General features: G+C 58.7%; 15 protein-coding genes. 11 read left to right on the top strand and 4 right to left on the bottom strand.

Translation table 11 applies throughout. The annotated features are described in order from the left end of the window. Positions 1-39 precede the first annotated feature (39 nt). The 10 genes from LPJ38_RS33375 (at position 40) to LPJ38_RS33335 (ending at position 15,462) form a co-directional block, all read left to right on the top strand. Positions 40-429, top strand: coding sequence for a carboxymuconolactone decarboxylase family protein (locus LPJ38_RS33375; RefSeq protein ID WP_008557256.1), 390 nt, complete (start codon positions 40-42; stop codon positions 427-429). Between the two features lie 11 nt (positions 430-440). Then, entirely contained in the window at positions 441-1,250 is an 810-nt protein-coding gene (locus tag LPJ38_RS33370; RefSeq protein ID WP_145638795.1) for an N-acyl homoserine lactonase family protein, read from the top strand. A 1,692-nt stretch (positions 1,251-2,942) separates the two neighbouring features. Then, positions 2,943-3,146 (top strand): hypothetical protein, encoded by a 204-nt coding sequence (locus tag LPJ38_RS33365; protein ID WP_231088480.1) that lies wholly within the window; start codon positions 2,943-2,945, stop codon positions 3,144-3,146. Positions 3,147-3,190: 44 nt separating this feature from the next. Continuing rightward, complete coding sequence (locus tag LPJ38_RS38030; protein ID WP_283811483.1) at positions 3,191-3,316, top strand: hypothetical protein; 126 nt, start codon at positions 3,191-3,193, stop codon at positions 3,314-3,316. A 231-nt stretch (positions 3,317-3,547) separates the two neighbouring features. Beyond that, positions 3,548-4,777: a GTP-binding protein gene (locus tag LPJ38_RS33360; RefSeq protein WP_145638793.1), complete on the top strand. Its 1,230-nt coding sequence runs from the start codon at positions 3,548-3,550 to the stop codon at positions 4,775-4,777. 811 nt (positions 4,778-5,588) lie between these two features. Continuing rightward, the gene (locus LPJ38_RS33355; RefSeq protein ID WP_430640297.1) at positions 5,589-10,808 is read left to right on the top strand and encodes a DUF4082 domain-containing protein; all 5,220 of its coding nucleotides are present in this window, start codon (positions 5,589-5,591) and stop codon (positions 10,806-10,808) included. 614 nt (positions 10,809-11,422) lie between these two features. After that, a complete protein-coding gene (locus tag LPJ38_RS38370; protein ID WP_231088478.1) occupies positions 11,423-11,953 on the top strand; it encodes a hypothetical protein in 531 nt (176 codons plus the stop codon). A gap of 894 nt (positions 11,954-12,847) precedes the next feature. Further along, on the top strand, positions 12,848-13,090 hold the full coding sequence (locus LPJ38_RS33345) for a hypothetical protein (protein WP_145638785.1): 243 nt from the start codon (positions 12,848-12,850) through the stop codon (positions 13,088-13,090). 199 nt (positions 13,091-13,289) lie between these two features. After that, entirely contained in the window at positions 13,290-14,408 is a 1,119-nt protein-coding gene (locus tag LPJ38_RS33340; RefSeq protein ID WP_145638783.1) for a serine/threonine protein kinase, read from the top strand. Next, positions 14,395-15,462 (top strand): nucleotidyltransferase family protein, encoded by a 1,068-nt coding sequence (locus tag LPJ38_RS33335; protein ID WP_145638782.1) that lies wholly within the window; start codon positions 14,395-14,397, stop codon positions 15,460-15,462. Before LPJ38_RS33340 ends, LPJ38_RS33335 begins: the two co-directional genes overlap by 14 nt. Positions 15,463-15,530: 68 nt before the next feature. Here LPJ38_RS33335 and LPJ38_RS33330 read toward each other — a convergent pair whose 3' ends face one another. Continuing rightward, positions 15,531-15,908: an H-NS histone family protein gene (locus tag LPJ38_RS33330; protein ID WP_145639042.1), complete on the bottom strand. Its 378-nt coding sequence runs from the start codon at positions 15,906-15,908 to the stop codon at positions 15,531-15,533. Positions 15,909-16,595: 687 nt separating this feature from the next. Here LPJ38_RS33330 and LPJ38_RS33325 point away from each other — a divergent pair. Next, positions 16,596-16,964, top strand: coding sequence for an H-NS histone family protein (locus tag LPJ38_RS33325; protein WP_145638780.1), 369 nt, complete (start codon positions 16,596-16,598; stop codon positions 16,962-16,964). Between the two features lie 70 nt (positions 16,965-17,034). On the opposite strand, the gene LPJ38_RS33320 is transcribed toward LPJ38_RS33325, so the two are convergent. The 3 genes from LPJ38_RS33320 to LPJ38_RS33310 all read right to left on the bottom strand — a co-directional run bounded on the left by LPJ38_RS33320 (position 17,035) and on the right by LPJ38_RS33310 (position 23,069). Continuing rightward, a complete protein-coding gene (locus tag LPJ38_RS33320) occupies positions 17,035-18,504 on the bottom strand; it encodes an exopolysaccharide biosynthesis polyprenyl glycosylphosphotransferase (RefSeq protein ID WP_145638777.1) in 1,470 nt (489 codons plus the stop codon). Between the two features lie 143 nt (positions 18,505-18,647). Continuing rightward, a complete protein-coding gene (locus LPJ38_RS33315) occupies positions 18,648-20,660 on the bottom strand; it encodes a hypothetical protein (RefSeq protein WP_145638774.1) in 2,013 nt (670 codons plus the stop codon). A 72-nt stretch (positions 20,661-20,732) separates the two neighbouring features. Further along, complete coding sequence (locus LPJ38_RS33310; RefSeq protein WP_145638773.1) at positions 20,733-23,069, bottom strand: Wzz/FepE/Etk N-terminal domain-containing protein; 2,337 nt, start codon at positions 23,067-23,069, stop codon at positions 20,733-20,735. Between the last annotated feature and the right edge of the window lie 314 nt (positions 23,070-23,383).

Genomic DNA, 23,383 nt, shown 5'->3' with positions numbered 1-23,383 from the left:
TCCCCAACTCGAATCTCTCAAGACCTGAAAGGGACGATCATGAGCAAGACCGAACTGTTCGAAAAAGGCCTCAAGGTGCGCAAAGAGGTCCTCGGTGAGGACTACGTCAACAAGTCGATCGCCGGTGCGGACGAGTTCACGCGCACGATGGCGGAGTGGTCCACGGAGTTCTGCTGGGGCGCGCTGTGGACCCGGCCCGGCGTCGACCGGCGCACGCGCTCGATCGTCAATCTGGCGATGCTCGGCGCGCTGAACCGGCCGCACGAGCTGAAGCTTCACGTCAAGGGCGCGCTGAAAAATGGCCTGACCAAGGAGGAAATCAAGGAGATCCTGCTCCAGGTCGCCGTCTATTGCGGCGTGCCCGCCGGCATCGATGCCTTCCGCAATGCGCGTGAGGCCTTTAACGAGGTCGACGCTGCCGGCTCCTGAACGAGGGTGCCATGGCTGACCCGGAATACGAACTCTTCGCCATCCGCTACGCAACGCGGGACGCGCAGCGGAGCGAGCACTTCATCGGCGGCGATCCGCATGACGGGCCGATGCCGATGGACTATTTCATGTGGCTGGCGCGGGGAGGTGGGCGCGCCTTCGTCATCGATACCGGCTTCAACGCCGAAATTGCGGAGCAGCGCAGGCGGACATTCCTGCGCTGCCCGGTGGAGACGCTGGCCGCGTTCGACATCGACCCTGCCGACGTCGGGGATGTGATACTCACGCATCTGCACTACGACCATGCCGGCAATTTCGACCGATTTCCGAACGCGCGGTTTCATCTCCAGGAGCGCGAGCTTGCCTATGCCACCGGGCCCTACATGCAATATCCGCGTCTGTCGCATTCCTTCGAGGTGGAGGACGTCTGCGGCATCGTGCGGCTGAACTATGCGCGCCGGGTGCTGTTCTACGATGGCGATGCCGAGATCGCTCCCGGGCTGACGGTCCATGCGGCAGGCGGACATTCCGCCGGGCTTCAATTCGTCCGGGTCAACACGCGCCGCGGTCCGGTTGTGCTCGCTTCCGACGTCAGTCATTTCTACGAGAACATGATCAGCGAGCGTCCCTTTACGACGGCGTTTCACGTCGGCGACATGCTGGTGGGGTTTGACAAGCTGCGCGCTGCGGCTCCGGATGCGGACCACATTGTCCCAGGTCATGATCCACTAGTCATGAAGCTTTATCCTGCCGCGGGACCGGAGCTGAAGGGCGTCGCTGTTCGCCTCGATGTCGCACCGTCTGGTGCTGCTCCTACGTAGGGCGCCGTCACGCAAAGTCAGATTTAAGGAAGCGATTATCGATTTTCGCCAGCGCTGTTCTGGGAAACCACCGTTCGTTGACCGCGAGGACAATGCGCGAAGCGAAAGTCGTTCCTTTGCCACTCGTCAGTGTCGTCTGAAGCGCCCCCATGTACATTAGAGCGGTCACGGGATAGATAGCGGGGGGAAGAGCTGACGCGATCATCCTGAAAGCTTTGGGCAAGTCCGGCCAAGGGGCTGTTGCCCCCTATTCGGGCAGCAAGAGCAATTCGCGTCACGAACTTGGATGCAAAAGTTCGACTCTGGGTTAAATTCCGCGCTCGGACGATAGCAGCGCGAAGTACGATGATTGTACAACGAATGCCCATTCACGGCCGGAGTGGTCCAGCGGTGCGACGGGTAAGTCATTGGTTTTTTATAACCCGGAGCTATCTCTTAATCAGCGGGTCCCAGGTTCGAGCCCTGGTGCGCCCACCATAAAATACTCTGGCATATCAGAGTTTAGACGGCGCACCCTCGTTCTTTTGAGCGTGGTGCCAGACCAGTCTGCGGCTGGCGGTCCTAAAGTCTGTCGCGCGCGTGCTACTCTCCCTGTTTCTGTCCTTCATGCATCGAGCGCGTAGGTTCCAATGGGGGAGCCCGATTACAGGCTCGTCGTAGGACAGGATATTCGGGCGAGCAAATCGGAAAAGGGGCGAACAGCCGGGCGGTGTTTGTCTCCAATTAATTAATTATATCTAAAATTAAATATTTTAAATCGCCTGAAGTGCGATTATAATCGCGTCGGTGCCGGGGAGCGCCATCCCGAATGGGGGAGGTGATGAGGACCCGAGATGAATACGACCGCTAATCGCTGGACGAGCCGGGAAGATGAGCTTTTTCGAAAACTGGTGAATTCCCGAGCATCGTCGAGCTCTATCGCCCAGGCTTTGAATAGAACCGAAGATGAGTTGAAGAGGCGAGGCTATCTCCTCGGGTTGCCGTTGAAGTGGTTCAAGGCAACTGGTGGCATACCCCGTCGCGTGCCAGGAAAGACCATGTTTTGCTCAACAGAGTAACGATCACCCATAGGGCAACATGAGCAAAGACCGACTTCATGCTGTGCACGTTCTGCAAGCGAGAGCAGTCACCTGGCGGCCATCAGCTGGGCTTGTCTTCCGCAAATGCCAAGGTTTCGACCTACGATCTGAACCGCCCCTTGATGCGCCGGCGGGGGAGAATGCAACTCAGGAGCCGCTAGAGACCTTTCCGGAGGGCTGGTGGGCTTCGCCGTGAACAGTGGTTGGCTGACAGGCTGGCAATCTGGGTCCAGGCGAATCCACCTCGGAGGCGCCTGCCTATTCGAGGTGAGGCAGCGCATAAGCCGGTCACCAGCGTGCTGCGGTGCTGCGCCCGAGGCGCCGGCAACGAGCGGCGGCTATAGCTTAAGATATATATTCCATATTTTCGAATGGCCTAAACTTTGGATTATTTCGCTTCGTTGAGAAGGTGCGTTTCATGACGGTGCACTCATTGAGGGGCAAATACGTTGCCACACGCAACAGGCTGTATTTCGAACAGGCCCCCACCTTACCATTCACAAGGCGCGAGAGTGAATGCACCCAAACTCTTCATTCGGCGATCAGATTTAAACGGACGTCCGATAATAACGAGTCGTGCTCGCTGAGCCGACGAGGTGATCTACAAGAGCGATTGAACAGCGTTGAGCGTGAAATCGAAGCATACGTAAAAATCGAGAGAGAGGAGAAGGCTCGGTTCGATCGCGAGTCCTATTTGTGGACTGCGGAGGATCGAATTGAGTGGCAGGAAACACAACTTGGCAATGCAGAACGTCTTCGCGAACTCCTGAAGGAGCATAGCGATCTGCAAAGCGGTTTCGAAGGCAAGAGTGCATGAACTCCAAGCTCATCGCAGGGAACGGGTAGTCCCTGGAGGCTCTTATGGGCAATATCAAAGAAGCTATTCTCCGCGCGATGCCTCAAATGCTGTTCTTTGTGGGGTACGCGGCTATTTTTTTGTTCGCGGTTCACCTCTACGCCTCGCTGATGTGGGGCAGAGGACCGTGAGTGACGATAGTTGACGCGGTGTGTTTTCGTCCCGTGCGGCTGGATCACGCCCTCTTGAGTGGGGTGTCGTCGCATGCACATGAGGCGCAATGCAGCTGCACATTCATGAGAGAGGGGCAGGCAGGGGCGGGCGTACGGGACGTCTAAATGGTTGCGATGTGAGCCTCTGCACCAGTGCCTGCCTTCATCAACGTCGTTCGGTCCGCAAGTTATCAGCCAGCCGGGAGGCTTATGAAAGAGGCAGTACGCGCCGCCAATCGGCTACCAGTCACCGTGCTCAGTGGATTTCTGGGGTCGGGGAAGACGACATTGCTCAACCATGTGCTGAGGAATCGCGAGGGCCTCCGAGTTGCGGTCATCGTCAACGACATGAGTCAGTTGAACATAGACGCAAATCTGGTTCGTAACGGTGGCGCGAATCTGTCGCATACAACCGAAGCCCTCGTGCAACTTAGTAATGGTTGCATATGCTGCACGCTGCGCGGCGATCTCCTGCTGGAAGTCAAGCGATTGGCCGAAGAGCGGCGCTTTGACTACCTTCTGATCGAAGGTACCGGGATTTCTGAACCCCTTCCTGTTGCCGCAACGTTCTCCTTTCGCGACGAAGCCGGTGCCTCGCTCTCTGATCTGGCGAACCTTGACACAATGGTTACCGTCGTGGACGCCTTGAACCTGCTCGCCATGTTTAACAGCCGCGATCTGCTGCGCGACCACGGCGAGTTACGCGATCCCTCCGATGGACGTACGCTCGTTGATCTCCTTGTTGAACAGATCGAATTTGCTGACGTGGTTGTGATCAACAAGGTGTCAGAAGTCACGGAGGCGACGCGTGCGGAGATTCGCAAGGTCGTTGCCGCGCTCAATCCACGGGCGCGCCAAATCGAGACCGACTTCGGCGACGTTCCCCTCTGCACAATTCTGAACACCGGCCTCTTCGATGAAGCGAAGGCTGCGGCTCATCCTCTCTGGAACAAGGAGCTATACAATCCCGCTTCCCATGTTCCGGAAACCGAGGAGTACGGCATATCGAGTTTCGTCTACTTGGAAAGACGCCCGTTCGATCCTCTCAGCCTGTTGTCCTTTCTCAATAAACCCTGGCCAGGCGTGATACGCGCCAAAGGACATTTCTGGCTTGCGACCCGTCCGGATTGGGTGGGTGTTCTCTCCGTCGCAGGGATGCAGCGTCGATGCGAGCCCATGGGACATTGGTGGGCGACGGTCCCGAAGTCGTCGTGGCCGAGCCATCCCGAGGTTCAACAACATCTCAATCACCAATGGGACAACTCCTGGGGCGATCGCCGCCAGGAGCTTGTATTCATCGGTTCAGGCATGGACGAAGCGTCCATTCGAGCCTCGCTGGATGCCTGCCTTGCCGATTCCGAGAATGGGTTCGATCCCCGGAGCTGGCACAATCTCAGCGATCCCTTTCCGCCTTGGCAGTATCCTGATCACGCAAGCTAAGTGGCGCGCAGGCGCTTTGCATTCCAACTACATCAATGCTCCCGGATGGCGATCATGTGATACGAAGAAATCTTGATATTAAATATTTAATAAGTTAATATATCCGCTTTAATGCGGCCCGATTGAATTGTTTGGCAACCATGGTCATAGCAGCCACTACGAGCAACGGTGCAACCGCAGCCGAAAGGCAGATCGAGCAGTGCGGCTTCGCGCTCGCTTCCGGCTTCAGAGCCCCGCCTGTCAGTTTAAAATTGGCTCGTTCGCGAACATTGGAGATGTCGCTTCGACATCCACGCAGTCGGCTGGGTGACCGGCGTCAGAATCCGTCGTTCATATTTCCCCAATCTCTCGCGAGGATGTCATGAGGTCCTTGTACGAAAAGCCTGGCTTGAGCCAGTTAGCTCTCGGATTGCGGACTTGGCCACGGACTCCGCACCGGAGAACTATCTGGGCGTCTGATCCAGAGGCCGAGGACGAGAGGCTGTCACCGCACCCCGCGCGAAATCCGCTGGAAACGGGCCTGCGCGCCTCAGATACCGCTGCGCTATCTTCATCCAGCATGGCTTCGAATGCCGAATTCGCAGGCGCGACCGCAGGATTGCGAACGCCAACCTCTGCGGCATCCGACCAAACGACCTCAAACCCCGTCGTCATCCTGGGCCGGATCCCCTCGGCAACCTTGGCCCCGAGTATCGTCGGATCGTCGACAATTCCAGCGGCCGCGCAGGTTTGTGGTTGCGGCTACTTCATTGCCCCCACACGATTGCTCGATCAAAGTGCAGCCCACAGCGGGCAGTTGCAGGGTACTCGAGTGTCTGGCGGAGCGGATTTCGTGCTGTCCGGCCAGGCTGGAATCATGGGAGCTTCCACCAGTGCCGCCATGTCATTGCAGCACGTTGCGCCGCTTGCCAACTGGAACGTCCTGCCAGGCGGAGGAGAGATCGGAAACGCGACACCGCCGGGTCAAATCGGAATTCTGTCCGGCTCGGTGACGACCGCAATTGCGCCCCCGGCCGGCCGGCAGGCCGCCACGACGGAATCGACCAGCCTTGCCGCTGCAGCGACTTCTACAAATCCAATCGTTCTCGAGAACCAGAAGCCGGGAAACCCGCAAAGCGAATGGGATATCGTTGGCGCGGGCAGTTCGAACATCGAGGGTTTCGCCACCGACATCAGCGTCAATCGGGGCAACCGGGTCGACTTCAAGATCAATACGAATTCGTCAGACTACCGGATCGATATCTACCGCCTCGGCTACTACGGCGGAATGGGCGCGCGAAAGGTCCACACCATCCAGCACACGGGCGTGCAAAATCAGCCCACACCGCTGCGCGACGCGGCGACCGGCCTGGTCGATGCGGGCAATTGGTCGGTCTCAGCCTCCTGGGATATTCCGGCCGATGCCGTGTCCGGCGTTTATATCGCAAAGCTTGTGCGCCAGGATGGAACTGCCGGCGCCAATCACATCCCCTTCATCGTTCGAGACGACAGCAGCACCAGCGATGTGGTCTTCCAGACCTCGGACACGACCTGGCAGGCCTATAACGGCTGGGGCGGCGCCAATTTCTATGGCGGCAACGGTCCCGCGACCAGTCAAGGCGCGGGACGCGCCTATGCGGTGAGTTACAACCGGCCGATCGCGACCCGCGGCAACGTCGGTACCTTCGCCGGTCCGCAGGACTATTTGTTCGGCGCCGAATATTCAGCGATCTATTGGCTGGAGCAGAATGGTTACGACGTCTCCTACATGTCGGGAGTCGATGCAGACCGTTACGGCAGTCTCCTCCTCAACCACCAGCTCTACCTCGACGTTGGTCACGACGAATATTGGTCAGGACAGCAACGCGCCAACGTCCAGGCGGCCCGCGATGCCGGCGTCAATCTCGCGTTCTGGAGCGGCAACGAGATGTATTGGCGTACGCGCTGGGGCAACAGCATAAGCAGCGACGCCGCGGCCTACCGCACCTTGATCTCCTACAAGGAGACCTGGTCGCCAGGAGCCTCGATCGATCCGAGCGATCAATGGACCGGGACGTTCCGTGATCCACGCCTCAGCCCGCCGGCGGTCGGCGGTGGAATCCCGGAAAATGCCCTGATCGGGCAGATGTTCCAGGTCGATGATGTTGGCCAAGGCAGCGGTCTCCAGTCGATCACAATTCCCTATGATGACGCCAACCTGCGATTCTGGCGCAACACCAGCGTCGCCAATCTTCAGCCCGGTCAAACAGCCACGCTGACCAAGAATTATCTCGGCTATGAGTGGGACGAGGCACCCGACAACGGATTCGATCCAGCCGGCCTGGTCCGGCTGTCCTCGACAACCGTTCCGGTCAATACCTACCTGCTTGACTACGGCAACACGACCGGACCTGGCGTCTCGACCCATAATCTGACGCTCTACCGCGCTCCGAGCGGCGCATTGGTCTTCGGCGCCGGAACGGTCTATTGGTCGTGGGGCCTCAGCGACAATCACGATCTGGCGCCGACGCCAACCGATCCGCGCGTGCAACAGGCGATGATCAACCTGCTCGCCGAGATGGGGATTCAACCCGGAACGCTACAGCCGGGGATGATTGCGGGTACCGCCTCGACGGACTCGACGGCTCCAACGTCCGCCATCAACGCATTGGCAAGTTTCAGTGTCGGGACTTCGGTCACGATTTCCGGCACGGCAGCGGATGTCGGCGGCGGCGTGATCGCCGGCGTGGAAGTTTCGACCGATGGCGGACTGAGTTGGCAAAACGCGATCGGTGACGAGACCTGGACTTATACCTGGTCGCCGCAGGTTGCCGGGACCTACACCATCAAGTCGCGCGCGGTGGACGACAGCATCAATCTGGAAACGCCTTCGGCAGGTCGCACGGTGACTGTTACCGCGCCGTCCTACGTCTCGCTCTTTCCGGGCTCGGCAACTCCCGCCACGGTCAACACCACCGATGCAAGCGCCGTTGAGCTCGGTGTGAGGTTCCAAACGTCGACCGCCGGCACCGTCAGCGGGATCCGCTTCTACAAGAGCAGCCAGGATACAGGCATCCACACCGGTGAACTCTGGACCAGCACCGGCACCTTGCTGGCAACCGCCACCTTTACAAATGAGACGGTGGGCGGTTGGCAGAGTGTGACCTTCTCCAACCCGGTTCCGCTAACGGTAGGCGCCACCTACGTCGCGTCCTATCACACAAATGTGGGCCACTACTCCTCCAGCGTGAACTACTTCACGAGCAATGTGACGAGCGGTCCGCTGACCGCCCTCGCCAATGGGAATGGCGTCTATACCTACAGCAATAATACGGCGTTCCCGACCAGCACGTTCCAATCGACCAATTTCTGGGTTGACGTCATGTTCAACCCTTCCACCACCAATACGGGGCCGGTGGCTGCGAACGATACCGCGAACGTGACACAGAATACACCCACGACGATCACGGCGGCGTCGCTGATCGCTAACGACAGCGACCCCGATGGAGATTTGCTGACCGTAACCGGCGTGAGCGCAGCGACAAACGGCACGGTCGCCCTCAATGCTCAGCCCAACCCGCAGAACAACACCATCACGTTCACGCCCAACGCCGGCTATAGCGGCCCGGCCAGCTTCAGCTACACGATCTCGGACGGGCGCGGCGGCACGGCTACGGCCAATGTCAGCCTCACGGTGGCGCCGCTCGGATCGGGCCCCTTCAGCCTCTTCAACGCGTCAAATACACCAGCGCAGACCAACCTCAACGACGGATCCCAACTTGAAGTCGGGATGAAGTTCACGTCCTCGGTCGCCGGTCAGATTACGGCTCTCAAATTCTACCGCAGCGCCAGCGACACTGGCGCCGACGTTCTTGATCTCTGGACGTCAACGGGCACCCGCCTTGCCACGGCCACCTTCACCAATACGTCGGCCAGCGGCTGGCAGACCGTTACCCTGCCGTCCCCGGTTTCGATTGCAGCCAACACGACCTATGTTGCTTCCTATCACACCACCGGCGCCTATGTGGTGACCGGCAACTACTTCACTACGGCTGTCACCAACGGCCCCTTGACCGCGCATTCGACCACGACGGCCGGTGGCAACGGCGTATACTCCTATGGCGGCACCAGCACGTCCGGCATCTTCCCGACCAACACCTATAACGCTTCGAATTACTGGGTCGATGTTGTGTTCACGCCGTCCAGCGGCAGCAACCAGCCGCCGGTTGCCAACAACGACAGCGGCTACACCACCACCCAGAACACGGCACTTGCGATTGCAGGGGCGGCGCTGCTCGCCAACGACACCGATCCGAACGGCGGGACGCTGACGATCACGGGCGTGAGCGGCGCCGTCAACGGCTCGGCCAGCTTCAACAGCCAGACCAATACGGTCACCTTCACGCCGAGCAGCGGCTATACCGGTGCGGCTTCCTTCAGCTATGCTATCGCCGACGGACAGGGCGGAACCGCAACTGCAACGGTCAGCCTGACGGTAAATACGGCAACGAACCAGCCGCCGGTAGCCAATAACGACAGCGGCTACAGCACCACGCGGGACACGGCTCTCACGATTGCCGCATCTGCCCTGCTTGCGAACGACACGGATCCGAATGGCGACCCGCTGACGATCACGGGCGTGAGCGCCGGCGTCAACGGCACCGTCAGCTTCAATGCCCAGACCAATCGGGTCACCTTCACGCCGACCACCGGCTACACCGGCGCCGCATCCTTCAGCTATGCCATCTCGGATGGTCGCGGCGGCACCTCAACTGCAACGGCTAGTTTGACGGTGACCACGCCGACAGTGAGCCTGTTTTCAAGTTCCGACACGCCCGCCATTCTCTCGGATCCTGACGCGGCCCAGGTCAATCTCGGGGTGCGTTTCACGTCATCCGCGGCCGGCACCATCAACGGCATCAAGTACTACAAGGGTACGGGCGACACCGGCACCCATACGGGGTCATTGTGGAGCAGCACAGGCACGTTGCTGGCGACCGCGACATTCACGAACGAAACCAGCAGTGGGTGGCAGACCGTCCTCTTCAATAACCCGGTTTCGATCGCTGCCGGCACGACTTATGTGGCAAGCTATCACAGCAATGGGCACTACACGTCCACGCCCAACTATTTTACCACCTCGCACGTCAATGGACAGCTCACAGCGCCCGCCGGCAACAATGGCATCTATACCTACGGCACCGGCAATCTGTTCCCGACCAGCACCTTCGGAGCCACCAATTACTGGGTGGACGTGGTGTATAGTCCCACGAGCGGCGGTGCCAACCGAACACCAGTTGCGACGAATGACTCCGGGTTCAGCGCTACACAGAACACTGCGATCTCGATCCCAGCTTCGGCCTTGCTGGCCAACGACACCGATCCTGACGGCGATCCCCTGACCATCACGGGCGTGAGCAACGGCGCCGGCGGCACCGCGAGCTACAACGCGCAGACCAGCAGCGTCACTTTCACACCGAACTCCGGATACACAGGACCGGCATCGTTCACCTATGCAATCTCCGATGGTCGAGGTGGGACGGCAAGCGCGTCAGCCTCTCTGACCGTCAACGCGGCATCTGCGAGCATCGTAAGTCTGTTCAGCAATCCGCCGAGTGTGGTATCGGTCAATGATCCGAACTCGGTGGAGCTTGGGTTCAAATTCCGGGCGTCGAGCGCCGGCGATGTCACCGGGCTACGCTTCTACAAGGGCCCGTCGAACACCGGCACTCATACCGCCAATCTATGGAGCAGCACCGGCACCCTGCTGGCCACAACCACCTTCACCAATGAGACGGCGAGCGGCTGGCAGCAAGTCAACTTCCCCACGGCCGTCACCCTCACGCCAGGGACGACGTATGTTGCATCGTATCACACGTCAGGAAACTACGCCGTCGATCCCAACTTGTTTAGTTCGGAGATCACAAACGGACCGCTGACTGCGCCATCCTCGGCCTCGAGCGGGGGCAATGGGGTGTATGCATATGGATCAAACAGTCTCTTCCCCACCAACACCTATAACTCATCGAGTTACGGCGTGGATGTTCTGTTCCGTCCGCAGCTGTCTGCGTAGCGGGCAGTGACAATGACGCGAGCCGACGGTGATCCCGATTGCGCGCACTGCACGTTAGAAAAGTAAATGCCGGTCTGGGCGAATCCAAGCCGCAGCCGAAGGGAGGCCGCGCACGAGTCCGTCACCTCGATGGGCACGGGCGAGCTGCGGAAACGGCGTCGAACGTGAAGGTACCCAATAGAGGCTGGCGGGAAGAGTAGTTCCCAGAGGGCTCATATCGGCAACTTCGAAGAAGCTATACTCCGCGTGATGCCTCGAATGCCGTCCTTTGCGATGTGCGCGGGACGAACTGCGCATGATTTGCGCTGACGCCAGTGATGGTGAAGGCTAAACAACGCCCGCGCGCTCTGCAGCTTGGCCTGTCTCCTGCACTGGACCAAACAGCAAAGCCGACCTTTCCAGTCAAGAATAGCTCCACGCGCGTCAGCAGTGGAAGATCGAAAGATGCCGCAAGTGTCGACAGCGACAATGATCGGGAAAGCCCAGCAGAGATGACTGGAATGATTTAATAATCTCGCCGTTGATATTTAATTGGAAGGATTAAAGACTTAATTTCGACAAAATGCATCGCCCTTTCAGCGTCGGGGCAGGGCCCATCAAATCTGGAGTCCTGCATGTTCGGCCGAATAGTCATTGCGTTAGCTGTCGTGTTGGCAGCCTCTATTTCCTCGGAGGCGCGCCCTCTACGGGCCACTCCCCCGCCTGAATGCAATGTGAGTATGCCTTGCGATTTTTCATACTCGGCGATGCATACCCAGAGAGTCATCGCACCAGCCCGGAATCCAGAGCGACATGGCGCACGCAGCTTTCGAATGTCGCTCGACAGCCCGGATCCGTCTGGAACCAAGATCGTCGGTAGTCGCCCGGCGGGATGCCCTCGATCATTCTGCGGGTGTGGTGCGGCCATACGTGTGTTTGGTCGCATCGTGCCCGAGCTGAATCTCGCGGCCAATTGGCTGCGTTTTCCCCGTTCCTCGCCGGCGCCGGGAATGGTTGCCGCGCGGCGTGGACACGTCTTCGTGCTGGAGCGCCACGTCGCCGGTGACATTTGGATGGCGTACGACGCTAACTCGGGTGGGCGCGCAACGAGAATCCATGCGCGCTCCCTCAAAGGGTACACCATCGTTAATCCTCATTCGGCTTAGCTGCGTACCGGTTCCCCGTAGACGAAGGCTGGTGGGCCTCGGCTCAGCGGCCTTCAATCCGCATTCGCGCTCCGATGACCGGCACTGGGGAGGTGAACTGGTGCGTGGGGGGTTGGGGGGCAGGGACGAGAGATCGAGGAAACTCACGAGCGCGGCACCCAATCTATAGCCGCCCGCTTGGGCTCGCAGCCTGCCGACAATCGGTTCCCAACGTGCACCGAGTTTCTGTGGTCAGCAAGGCCGCGCCGCGCTGAGCATCTTCGCAGGGCGGAGCAACCGGCTCCTCGACCCAGGCCTCGGGAGCGAACCAGTCGTGATCGACGCGGCAGACCGGGCAATGAGTATTGCCGAAAAATACCGCGCTTCGCAGAAACGTCTCACGATCACACGCAAATTCCAGTGGGAATGACGCGATCGGTTTGGGGCATTTGACCATAATCATACCCGTGTGACCGTTCCTGGACATAGCTCGCTGGAGGATGAAAGGTGAGCTGCTGCGTGAGCACGGGTTTACTTGGCGCGTTTGCACACGAAAGTGCTCTGCCAACCGACCGGACTTGCTTGCGCGGAGCCGTCCTAGTGCACGACAGATATCGCGGTCCGGCCAATCACAGTTCACTCCCCTTACATGCGCGCACACTCATAGCAGAAATTCAATTTGCTGATTAAGCATCTAACGCCTTGTTTCATTTCGAGATCGGCGATTTATGTGACGCTGTTGAATTAATTCCGGCCGGGACAGCGAGTCTCGGGCGCTTCTTTGTATCGAAGGGAATGCTGCGGGTTCAGTCAAAAGAACAAAATTTTTGTTCTTTTATATTATCGCTTTTCGTTGTTAATTTGGGCGGATGACGTAAACTATTTTTTCTGGGTTCGTTCGGTTGGGAGGGAACGATGTCTCAATCAATTTTTAAAATGCGTAATTCCAGGGCTACTGCGCAGCAATTGGCGAAAATGCGCGAGGAGCTTGCAATTATCGGCGAGAAAGAGCGCGTATTAAGGGAGCGTAGCGCGACTCGGGAAGTCTACCGATATCTACTCGATGCTCATCGTGTGGCTGCGTGGCCAACTGCTGATGAAGACGTGTTGAATATCCCACAAATCGGAAAGGGTGAAAGCAATCAGCTGGCCGTCTGATCGGGTGCGGCATCCGCGTTCGAACGAGGCGCCGGCAGCGATGTATGCCGGCGTTGAGCGTTGGGCCTAGATCGCCATCGAAGCACTTCCAAGCCGAGTTGGCTGTTCTTTCGAGCGATGCTGCGCATAGTATGGCGAGGATCTGCTCGCCGTTGAACTCGATACAGGGACGAGGTCGATTGCTCATTTGGTAGAATTCGTGCTGGAAAAATCCTCCGCGGAAGTGGTGCTCAAGCCGGCGATCGATGCGGTCTTTGCGCTGTTCGATGGTCAGCCGGTGCTGTTCAGCGCCACAGGGCAGAAGATCTATCAGCTGGATCAGGTAGGCGGCTTTATCTGGTGCAGACTGGCACAAGGAGCGTCTCTGGCAGCCGTGTATCACGAATTGGGCACGCTGGACATTGGTGAGCCCGTAGCGCGCCAGTTCGTGCGGCAGGCCATAAGCGCTTGGATCGATCGAGGGTTGCTGGACGTTGATCGGCGAATGTCGACGAATTGCGCCTTCTCGGCGGTGCTAGGGCGGCATCGAATCAGTGTGAGGGCTGAAAGCCGGCATCTCTTGCAGCGGATGGTTTCGCTGTTTTGTGCTTCGGACAACAACGTGGGCGGCCAAGCCGATATTGCGGTCGAGGCGATGATGCTGGATGATCACGTGCTCTTCGGTGGAAGCGACGCCGGCCTCCATAGGTGCGGAGTCGAGGCACTTGCGCCTACAATCAAAGCTCACCTCACCGACCGGCTTATCCGAAGTGATCGGTCGGTCTTCGCTCTCCATGCTGCGTCTCTTGCGAAGAATGGGGCTGGCTTGCTGTTATGCGGGGAAGCGGGAGCCGGCAAGTCGACACTTACACTCCAGTTGGTGGACGCGGAATTTCAGTATTCCGGCGATGATGTTGTACTGGTCAATGATGACGGCACTGCCTGTGGAGTCCCATTTGCCCTCACCCTCAAGGAAGGATCGTGGGAGTGGCTGTCGGCATCGCGCAGCAATTGGGACGGCGTCACGCATCGCCGAGCCGATGGCGCTCACGTGCGGTACTTGCAGGTTCCGAATGCGCACAACGGGAGTCTTTCCGTTAACTGGATCATCTTCTTGAACAGGGTCGCGAGCGGTTCGCCGAAGCTGACCGCCTTGAATCAACTCGATTCGATGAAGCGGCTCATCGAGGGGGCATTTGCCGCCGATGGAAGGCTTTCGACGACCGGCTTTTCCGCGTTGAAGGGGATTGTTTCTGGTGCACGATCATTTCTGCTTACCTATTGTGAAGCGGTAGAAGCTCGGGAGCTGTTGGTGGATTTGTGCGATGGGAAAGCATAGTAGGGCGCTGATCAGCCTTTGTGATTGCCTGCGAGGTGCGCCGCCCGTCGACGTGGATTGGATGTCCGTAATCGGGCTCGCGAACCAGACGCTGACGACACCCGCGCTTATCGACTTCGTTGATCGATATGAGTCGGTGCTACCTGAGGACCTCTGCGGGTATGTCCGCCAGATCTATCGTCGGAATGTTCATCGCAACGAGCGGTTGGTGGATCAATTGGAGGAAGCCGTCGTTGCGATGAATGGCCGCGGAGTCACGCCCGTGTTGCTAAAAGGGGCCGCGACGCTGGCTGCCGCGCCTCGCGAGCGGCGCGGAGTTCGGCTGATGTCCGATCTGGATATCATGGTCATGCCGGATGAAGCTGAAGCAGCAATTGCTGCTCTTCGTGAAATTGGCTATGGCATTCATATTCAGGCGTCTCGAGAAAGCCGGAGATGGTTCGTCGAACTGATCCGATCGACGGATGTCGGCACCATCGATCTGCAACAGGCGGCTCCTGGCCCCGCCCACTTCTACCGCGACCCTGCGCTGAGCCATTGCGTCACTGCGGCGCTGGGGCGGGGGAGCGTGCGAATTCCGACGCCCATGGACCGGGCGCTCATGTTGATCATCCATGATCAGTTTCAAGACTACGGCTATTGGCTCGGCGACCTGGACCTTCGGCATTTGGTCGAACTACGCGATCTGAACAGTTCCGTTGGAGGTCTCGATTGGGAGGAACTCAGCTCCCGTAGCTCGGGCGAACTGATGAAGAACGCGGTTGAAACTCAGCTGGTTGCCCTGGCGCAGCTGCTTGGGGTCGAGATCCCGCATGCGCTGCGCTCCCGACTGATTCCGCGTCTGCAGTTCGTTCGCCAATTGACGCAGGCGCGTTTTCCGAGCTCACGCGTGCCCCTCCTTGCGATGACCGTTCTGGATCTCAGAAACTACCGGCGAGACGCGTCCCTTGGCTCCGCCCGGGGCGCCCGGGGCGGGCTGTGGTCCATCCCAAAAGCGGGCACCTTGCACTTTCTGCTGAAGGCGGCCGCCGCAGTTCGTGCGGGGAAGGTCTAGGGCGACGACAACATCGATCTTGGAGATGAAGGGAGCCCCTTCCAGTGGCTGTAGAGCTAGGAATGTTCTCACCCACCAGCATTGCGGTCAGGCGAGTCGCCGTTCTCGCGGATCTTGAATTCATCCAGCGTGTGGCCGGACCGAAGGGCGGCGACTAGCCAGCGAGGCTGTTTACCGCGTCCGGACCAGGTCTCGGTCGGCTGGAGCGGGTTGCAGTATTTCGGCAAGACCTTCGGATATTTGCGGCGCGGCTGGGGCTGGCCTGCTCCCGTTTCGGTTGCCGCGTTTTCAGAGTCACCGAACTGGTCCGGCTGGTTCAGCTGCGCAAGGCGCTTTTCCAGTTCCCGCTTTTCGGCTGTAATTTTTTCAGCGAGAATCTTCGTGAGCTCCTCGTGGAGGAGCCAAAGTTCCTCAAAATCCATGGCTTCGAGATCCTGCCTCCGCATAGCATTCTCGTCACCGCTCGACGGACTGGTCATTCATCCACCATCCTCCCAGCTGCGTCAGTGTGGAAATTTGACGTGGCAATAAAAGTCATTATATTGTATTTAATAGTTATTACGATGATTATTTTATTATATGCCTCAAAAAGGCGAGGCGCCTCAAGGCGCGCGTAGCGGAGGAATTGTTTTGATTGAGTATCCTCTTGAACGTCTTCAGGATTCGGTCAGCCGGTTTGTCGTTCCCTCGGCCGCATGGTTGGATATCCAGGCGTTGAGATCCCAAATTGAGCTCCGACGTCGTGCGCTCCGGGATATCGAAGTTATTCGCTCTCGTTTGCAAATATGGGATGGCCCGCCAATAGCAAGGGTGTCTCGACGGACGAAAGGCAGCTCCCCACGCGGCGCATCGAGGGGGCGGCGGGGAAGGCCATTCACGCGACCTGTTTAATGTCACGTGGGCAATGTCGCGTGAAGGGTTCCGCGGCTGCATCTCAGGCGTGCAGTATAACCCCGTCCCGCAGTTAATTGTGCGAATCCTTCGTTTTCTGGCTTGATTAGTCAATGCGGCGCGGTTATGTGGGCACGAGTTTCCGCACGGTTCCATGTATTTTTTTGTAAACCTTTGAACTCTCCGGCTTGATTAATGTTGGCGGGAACATTATCAGTTGGGCACAACTACACGGTGGAATCATGTCGGCAAAGAAACTCGAATTAGAATCCATGTCGCTCGACGATCTTTGGTCGCTGCATGAAGAAATCAGCGGGATCTTGTCCGACCGGATCAAGGCGGAAAAGCAGGAGTTGGAAAAACGCCTGGCCGCTCTCGGGGGCGGGGCAGCTTCTTTGGCAGACTCAAGTGCGTCACGCCTATCCCAGACTGGCAAGCCAAGGCGCAAATATCCGCGCGTGCTGCCGAAGTATCGTAACCCCCAGACGTCCGAGACTTGGTCAGGGCGTGGCAAGCGGCCGCGGTGGTTGGTTGCTGCGATGAAGTCCGGCAAGCGGATCGAGGAGTTTCGCATAGGGGACGCGGGGTCGAAGCTCCGTCAGCGGGCTTGACCGGCTTGCAATCTCTCTTCGAGCGGATGGTTCGGATGAGCTCGACGGCACAGCCCGATAGACTGAGCCGCTAGTAGGCATTGCGCGCCCTCAACACCTCGACCGGAGTTCGCAGTAGGATTGCGAGATCGAGCCGCAGGCTCCAGTTATCAATGTACCAGAGATCGTATTGCACCCGCGTTTCGACCATGGCCGCCGTGGGCGTCGGGCCGCGGCAGCCATGGACCTGGGCCCATCCGGTCAATCCCGGCCTGACCCTGCGGCGAAGGGCGTAGTTCCGTACGAGCTTGTCGAATTTTCCGTCGTGAGCCAAGGCGTGAGGACGCGGCCCGATCAACGACATGCTTCCGTCGAGAACATTCAGCAGTTGTGGCAGCTCATCGAAGCTTGTCCGGCGCAACCATTTGCCGACGCGGGTGACGCGCCGATCCGTGCGGTTGGCCTGAAGGATCACGGGTCCGTCCTCGAGCACATCCATGGTCCGGAATTTACGGATCAAGAAGACCCGGCCGTTGAAGCCGCAGCGTTGCTGCCGAAAGAATACCGGACCGGGAGAATCCAGTTTGATTGCGACCGCTGCCAGCGCCAGCAACGGGGCAAATATCGCTAAGGCGAGGCCCGCGCCAATAAGATCGATCATCCGCTTTGCCCCGCATTCCAGCGGCGTAAGGGGGCCACGCTGGAGTTCTACGCAAACCGCACTTCCAAGCGTCCGAGTGGGATGTCGAAGCAATTCGGATGTCGTGCCGACGGGCACGAACATGATTGGGAAGGGCAATACTCGCAACTCGGCAACGAAGGCTCGCAGTTCGGGCCACCGCTCCGGGTCGGCTTCGACCACCACCTGATCGAGCTGGCAATTGCGAATGTAGTCGATCACGCGGGCTCTCAGCCGCTTTCGACAGGCAGGACCGAAGCCGAGCGGAGGCAAGCTGAACCGTCCCTTGATGCAATACCCGTGCATTGAGAGGGTTTCTGACAGCCCGGCGTTCGTCGACGGGGGTTGGTCGGTGATCAGGACGATATTCGTATCGGCGAACTTTCTGCCGCTCAGGCCCTTTCCGAGCAGCACCTTGACCGCCCACCGCTCGGCTGTAAGCAGGCCCAAGGCGACGACGCCGAAAAGCAGGGCCGCTTGCTGAGAGGTCCCCGTGCGAACCTCTAAGCCATGCAGGACCCAAAAGAAGACCAGCAATGACGCCCAGGCCATACAGACAGCGCGTATCTGGTTTCGAAGGAGGAGGAGCTCAACTGGCCGATAAAGGCCTTGGGTCTTCAGCAGGCAAACGAGGCAAGCTGCGCTGACCAGCGCCAAGCCAATCATGTCACTCAGATCGGCGGCGTCTCGCCCTTTCTGAGCTTGGAACAGAAATGTGGAAACGACGCCAGCAAACAGGACCGCCGCAATGTCCACACAGACCGCCACGTGTTCGACCGCGTCATAACGAAGAGGCCATTTGTGCTGGCGGGATGCTGGCAGTCCTGGACTGACACGATCGGCAATCTCACGATCAGGGAAATGTCGATTCACGAAATTCATCGCGCGCGCCCTGCAATTTAATATTTAATTTATTATTAATTAACTGAAATTATCAAGAGAAAAATGCGACTCCGGCAAATTAATTTTGGCCGTGCGCTGTCTTGCCGCCGATCCGTCGAACCAGGGGCGCCGGCGCCTGGATTTTACCGAGAGCCCTGTCGGAAGTGGCGCGCGCGCACTTGGTCGAGGTATGACGGATCCTGCTCGGAAATCAGGCTCTCGAGATAGGTCTTGCCGTCGGCCGAGGCTGACCGGTACGCGCTCACGAGCGCCGGTCGGAGGGCTGGCCGATGCGCGACGACCAGATTCACGTCGCGCTTGATCAAGTCGCGAAACTCCGGCTCCCGTACGACAGCGTCTGTAGCCAGCGCGACGGAAAGGCGCAACGGCAGCAGATCCAAATCGTTCGGTGCAGTGTAGTACGACATCTTGAGCATTGCTGCCGTGCCAGGCTGGGGCGAACCGTGCTTGGACGCCGCCGCGAGCATGAGCCAAATGTCTCCGCGGAGCGGCGACGAGCGCAATGCGCGAGCAAGCGTATTCGAGAGTTCTGGAAGAGCCGTCTCTTGGTCGCCCGCAGAAGAAGTCGAATTCGCCTCGGGTTTTGATCCCCCTCGGATCCACGAGTCTTCACGGGCTGCCGCAATCGAAGCCGGCTTCGACATCCCGTTCGGCCATGTTGTTGCAGTCGACACAATCCTCGATAAAGAAGGTCGACCACCAAGATACCACTCAGGCACGAACATCCATAGGGCCTGCGTCATCAGCGTGACTCCTAGGACCATCAAAGTGACCCGGGGCCAAGCGGCGACAAGCGCTGACGCAAACTTGGGGTAAGAAGCTGGAACTGGATCGGCGGCTCGGTCGGACGCCTCCTTCGATTCCAAAGACAGGGCATCGCGCCCTGCGCCGGGGATGCTTTGACCGAACGCAAGTCCGAAAAGCACGGCGGCCGAAAGCGACGCGCCCAAACCCAGAACTCCATGGTCGGCAAAGGCGAGTATCATCAGCGAAATTGAAGCTGCGGCCCCCAAGGCCGGATATGAGTAGTCATGAACTCGCGACAGAGAACGCCAGATCAGAGCACCTGCGCCTAGCATTGCAACAATCAGGACGCCGCAAAAGAAGACCCACCCCATGTCTATAACGACCGTGGCGGCGGCTGTTGGCCGCTCTCGCAAGGCGCTGGCCCCAGCGTCCCGATAAATCGGCAGAAGGACCGCCGAAGCGCCCGCACCGGATCCCGCCGGCCCGACATCCTGCAGCATGCGCTCGGTTGCGGTCTGGCTGCTCGTCGATAACGCAATCGTTGGATCAGTGTTCGTTCTGAGCGGAATGACGGTTAGAGTGGCAATGAAGATGATCATGGCGGCGGCCAGAACGCCAGCGGTGCCCCACACGCCCAAGAACCACCTGCGAATAGCGAACACCGAGAGCAATAGTCCCGATCCGAGGAGGGCGGCGACGATGGAGGCCAAGTTGCCCCGAATGAGCAGCGCGGCCATGCAGACGATCATCGTGATGATCGCGGCGATCAGAGCAGGGTAGGGGGCCGACGCAATTGTTCCTGGTCGACGGAGCCTGCGCAACTGATCGACCGAGCGTATCGCCGAGGCGGTGGACACCAAGACGCCGAGTACCACGAGGGTCGCACCATCGGGGCCAGCGGCGCCATTTGTTTCCCTGCTGAACCACAGAGCCGTAGCAATCGTGGTGAGCGACAGCAGAAGATGCAGGACTTGGCCTGCGCGAATCCGGTCAAGCGCGACGACCGCAGTGACGAGGGCTGCGGCGAGGACGGCGCAATACTGCGCGAGCGAGAACATGGTCGCCCCAGTATCGACCGTGATTATTTCGGCGAGGGGCTCGTTCAAGGCCGTCGATGCGGTTGCCCAGATGGGATTTCCCAATGTGCCGATTGGCAAGGGCACTGCCTGTAGGGCCATCAAGAACGCCGGAGTCGCAAGAATGATGACCAGCCCCGGCCGGAGCAGCTTGGCGAGCCCGAGCGAGGCGGTCGGTAGAAAAATCGCCACGATCAGCGACGCCGTCGAAAGTACGACGGCTACCATCACCCAGCTTCGCAAGTCTTCCGGCATTGCGAGCGCCGCGGCAATCGCCACCAATTCGGCCAACATGACAAGCCGGATAATCATCGAACACCATCATGTGGTGCGGCCACTCCGCTGTCCGCTGGCCGGAGAACGTGCAGGCCGCTGGAGACCGATTCAAGAGCCGGAAAGACCATAACGAATGTAGTGGCTGTCATGATAGTAGTAGCTCCGATGACCATCATATCGGGCCATTGCTTTGGTATCTGTTTTGCTGAGAACAACTCCGATCAGTGAATCTTGGATGTTGGGAGCCGTGTGCAGTGCGTGCTGCACGACATCGATCTTGGTCCGGCCCCACTCAACGACAAGGATGTAGCAATCTATGAGGGATGAAGTGGCCCGGACATCAACCAACGGGGTCAGGGGAGGAAGGTCGACGATGATATAGTCATATTGGGCACGCAGACGGTCGAACAGCTTGCTTATCGCGTCGGCGCAGAGGATTTCGCTGGTGTGAAGCAGAGGGCCTCGCCGCACGGCGGGCAGGAATGCAAGATTGGTCGTCGGATCCCGCCAGATTGCGTCAGCGAGCGATCGGCTCCCGTTTGCGACCTCGAGGATTCCGCAGGCTGCCTTGGGCGCAAAGATTGAAGACAGTGAGGGATTCCTGAGGTCGCAATCGACGATAATGGCGCTCTTGCCGGCGTGGCCGATCAATTGCGCAAGCGAGGCCGCAATTGTGGTCTTTCCCTCGTTGGGTAGGGCCGAGGTAATACCGATCACCTGCGAGGAGATCTTCTCCGGATTGTGGTCGATGGCAAGCTTGATAGAACGAATTGCCTCGGTATATCGAGAAAGTGGCATCCCAACCACGGTCCGATGGATGGCGGTGGGCGGTGAAACTATGCGTTGCTGAACATCATCCTCGGTTTTCTGGAGTCGAACTGCCGGTTTCTGAGATTTGCGGCTCGGCAAGAACGGGACCATGGAAAGACAAGGCAATTCCAGCACGCTCTCCACTTGTGAAGAGGTACGAAAGACGCGGTCCATGAGGTCCCTGAGGAGCGCCAAGCCAATACCGAGTGCGAGACCACCAACAATGCCGAGCGCCAGCACCAATCGTGTCTTCGGCTTGCTCTTGCTCGATGGCGGCGAAGCGGGGAAAAGCACCCGCGTTTCCGAGATGGGAAATGTCTCCTGCTGCGCGGAGCTCATGTAACGCTGCAGGAAGGTCTCATACAAGCTGCGTAAGCCTTTTGCCCGGCTCTCGAGATCCTTGATCGTCAGCTCGGCAGAATTGACCGAACGGGATTGAGCAACGGCCTTCGCAAGCTGCTTCTCGATCTCTTCCTGGCGCTGCTTCGCGAGCTCGAATTCACTTCGACTGACTTCAGCAAGTCTCCTGACTTCATCGAAAATGGAAACGCGAAACTCTCGCGCGCGGTTTCGGACATTGACGACCGCCAAGTGGTCGCGGCCAACTCTTGCGGTCAGCTCCGCCTCACGTCGGGTGAGTTCGAGATATTGCTGGCGCAGCGCCGTGATGATGGCACTGTTCAGCCCGTCGCTTCCGATAGCATCGAGGTCGAGCATCGAGGACGGCTTCTTCGGATCGAAGGAAGCAAGGAGGGTCTCGTAACGAGACAGCTTGGCCGTAGCTTCGGAGGTCTGGGCACGCGCGAGGGCCAATCGATTGTTGATTTCCGTGATCTGGTGCTCGTCGATGAGCCGCCCATCCAGAGAGACGATGTTGTTCTGGCTCTTGTAGACGTCGACGGCACGTTGTGCAGCGAGGGCTTGGTCTCCGAGATCCCGCAGCCTGTCTTGCAGCCAGCTTGTTGCCCGGCGGTTCGCGTCGAACTTTGCGTTGAGCTGATCGGTAACGTAGGTGTTGGCTATCGCATTGACGATCTCGGCGGCTCGAGCTGCAGAACTCGAATTGAAGCTGATTTCAATGACGTTGCTGTATCCGACACGTGAGGCGGAAAGCCGACTGAGGAATACGTCGACGATGGCGTCCGATGGTTCGACATGCCTACCGGATGGCGCGTCCTGCGTCGACCCGGCCCTGGCCCATGATCGAATTCGCTGCCAGAGCGAGTGTAGGGATGGCCCCGACGCGTTCAAGTCAGGATCGTTGGTCAGTTTCAACTGGTCGATGACCGCAGCAGCGGTGGCCTTCGATCTCACGAGCTGGATCTGGGTCTCGATTTGATTGAGATCAAAAGGCGGTTCGGCGAGAAGTGACTGCTGCTGGACGAATTGGGCCCTCGGATTGGCTAGCAGGATCTGGACCTGCGCCGTGTAGGTCGGAGATGCCAGTCGCAGATAGAGCAGGCTAATCGCAATGACGAGTGCAGCGGTAACAAGGATTACCAGATACTGACGCCGCAACAGTCCGATACCGAGATTGATGATCTCGGTGATCCCTCCGCCGTCGGTCTGGCCGGGTGGGGTCAAGTTCACCGGCAGCCGTAATCTGTCCGTGTCTTTGATGTTGTTCTGAAGCATCACGTACCTGTCTCGACGGGTGGGTCGTTGCGGCCGTCCGCTCGCAGGGCTCATTCGAGGAGACCTGCAGCCGGCGGCCGATTATATATCTGATAAAAATCATATTGCCAAATTAAATAAATCATATATTAGTAGCTTCCAGAGAAAAATGCCATAGCGGTAAATCCACGCCGGCTGGCTTCTTTAAAGTTGAGATATTACTGAGGGTTACGATGTAATTGATGGTTTCGGCTATATTAAATCGAGCGTCAGGCGTGAGGCGGCGGAGCGGAATGTTAATTCCGCGCATTATGGCCTACCCGCATCGAAGCCGA

The organism is Bradyrhizobium daqingense (genome assembly GCF_021044685.1).
In the GTDB taxonomy this organism is placed as follows: Bacteria; Pseudomonadota; Alphaproteobacteria; order Rhizobiales; family Xanthobacteraceae; genus Bradyrhizobium; species Bradyrhizobium daqingense.
The sequence above is the reverse complement of the archived record's forward strand: the minus strand, read 5'-3'. Positions and strand labels throughout refer to the sequence as shown.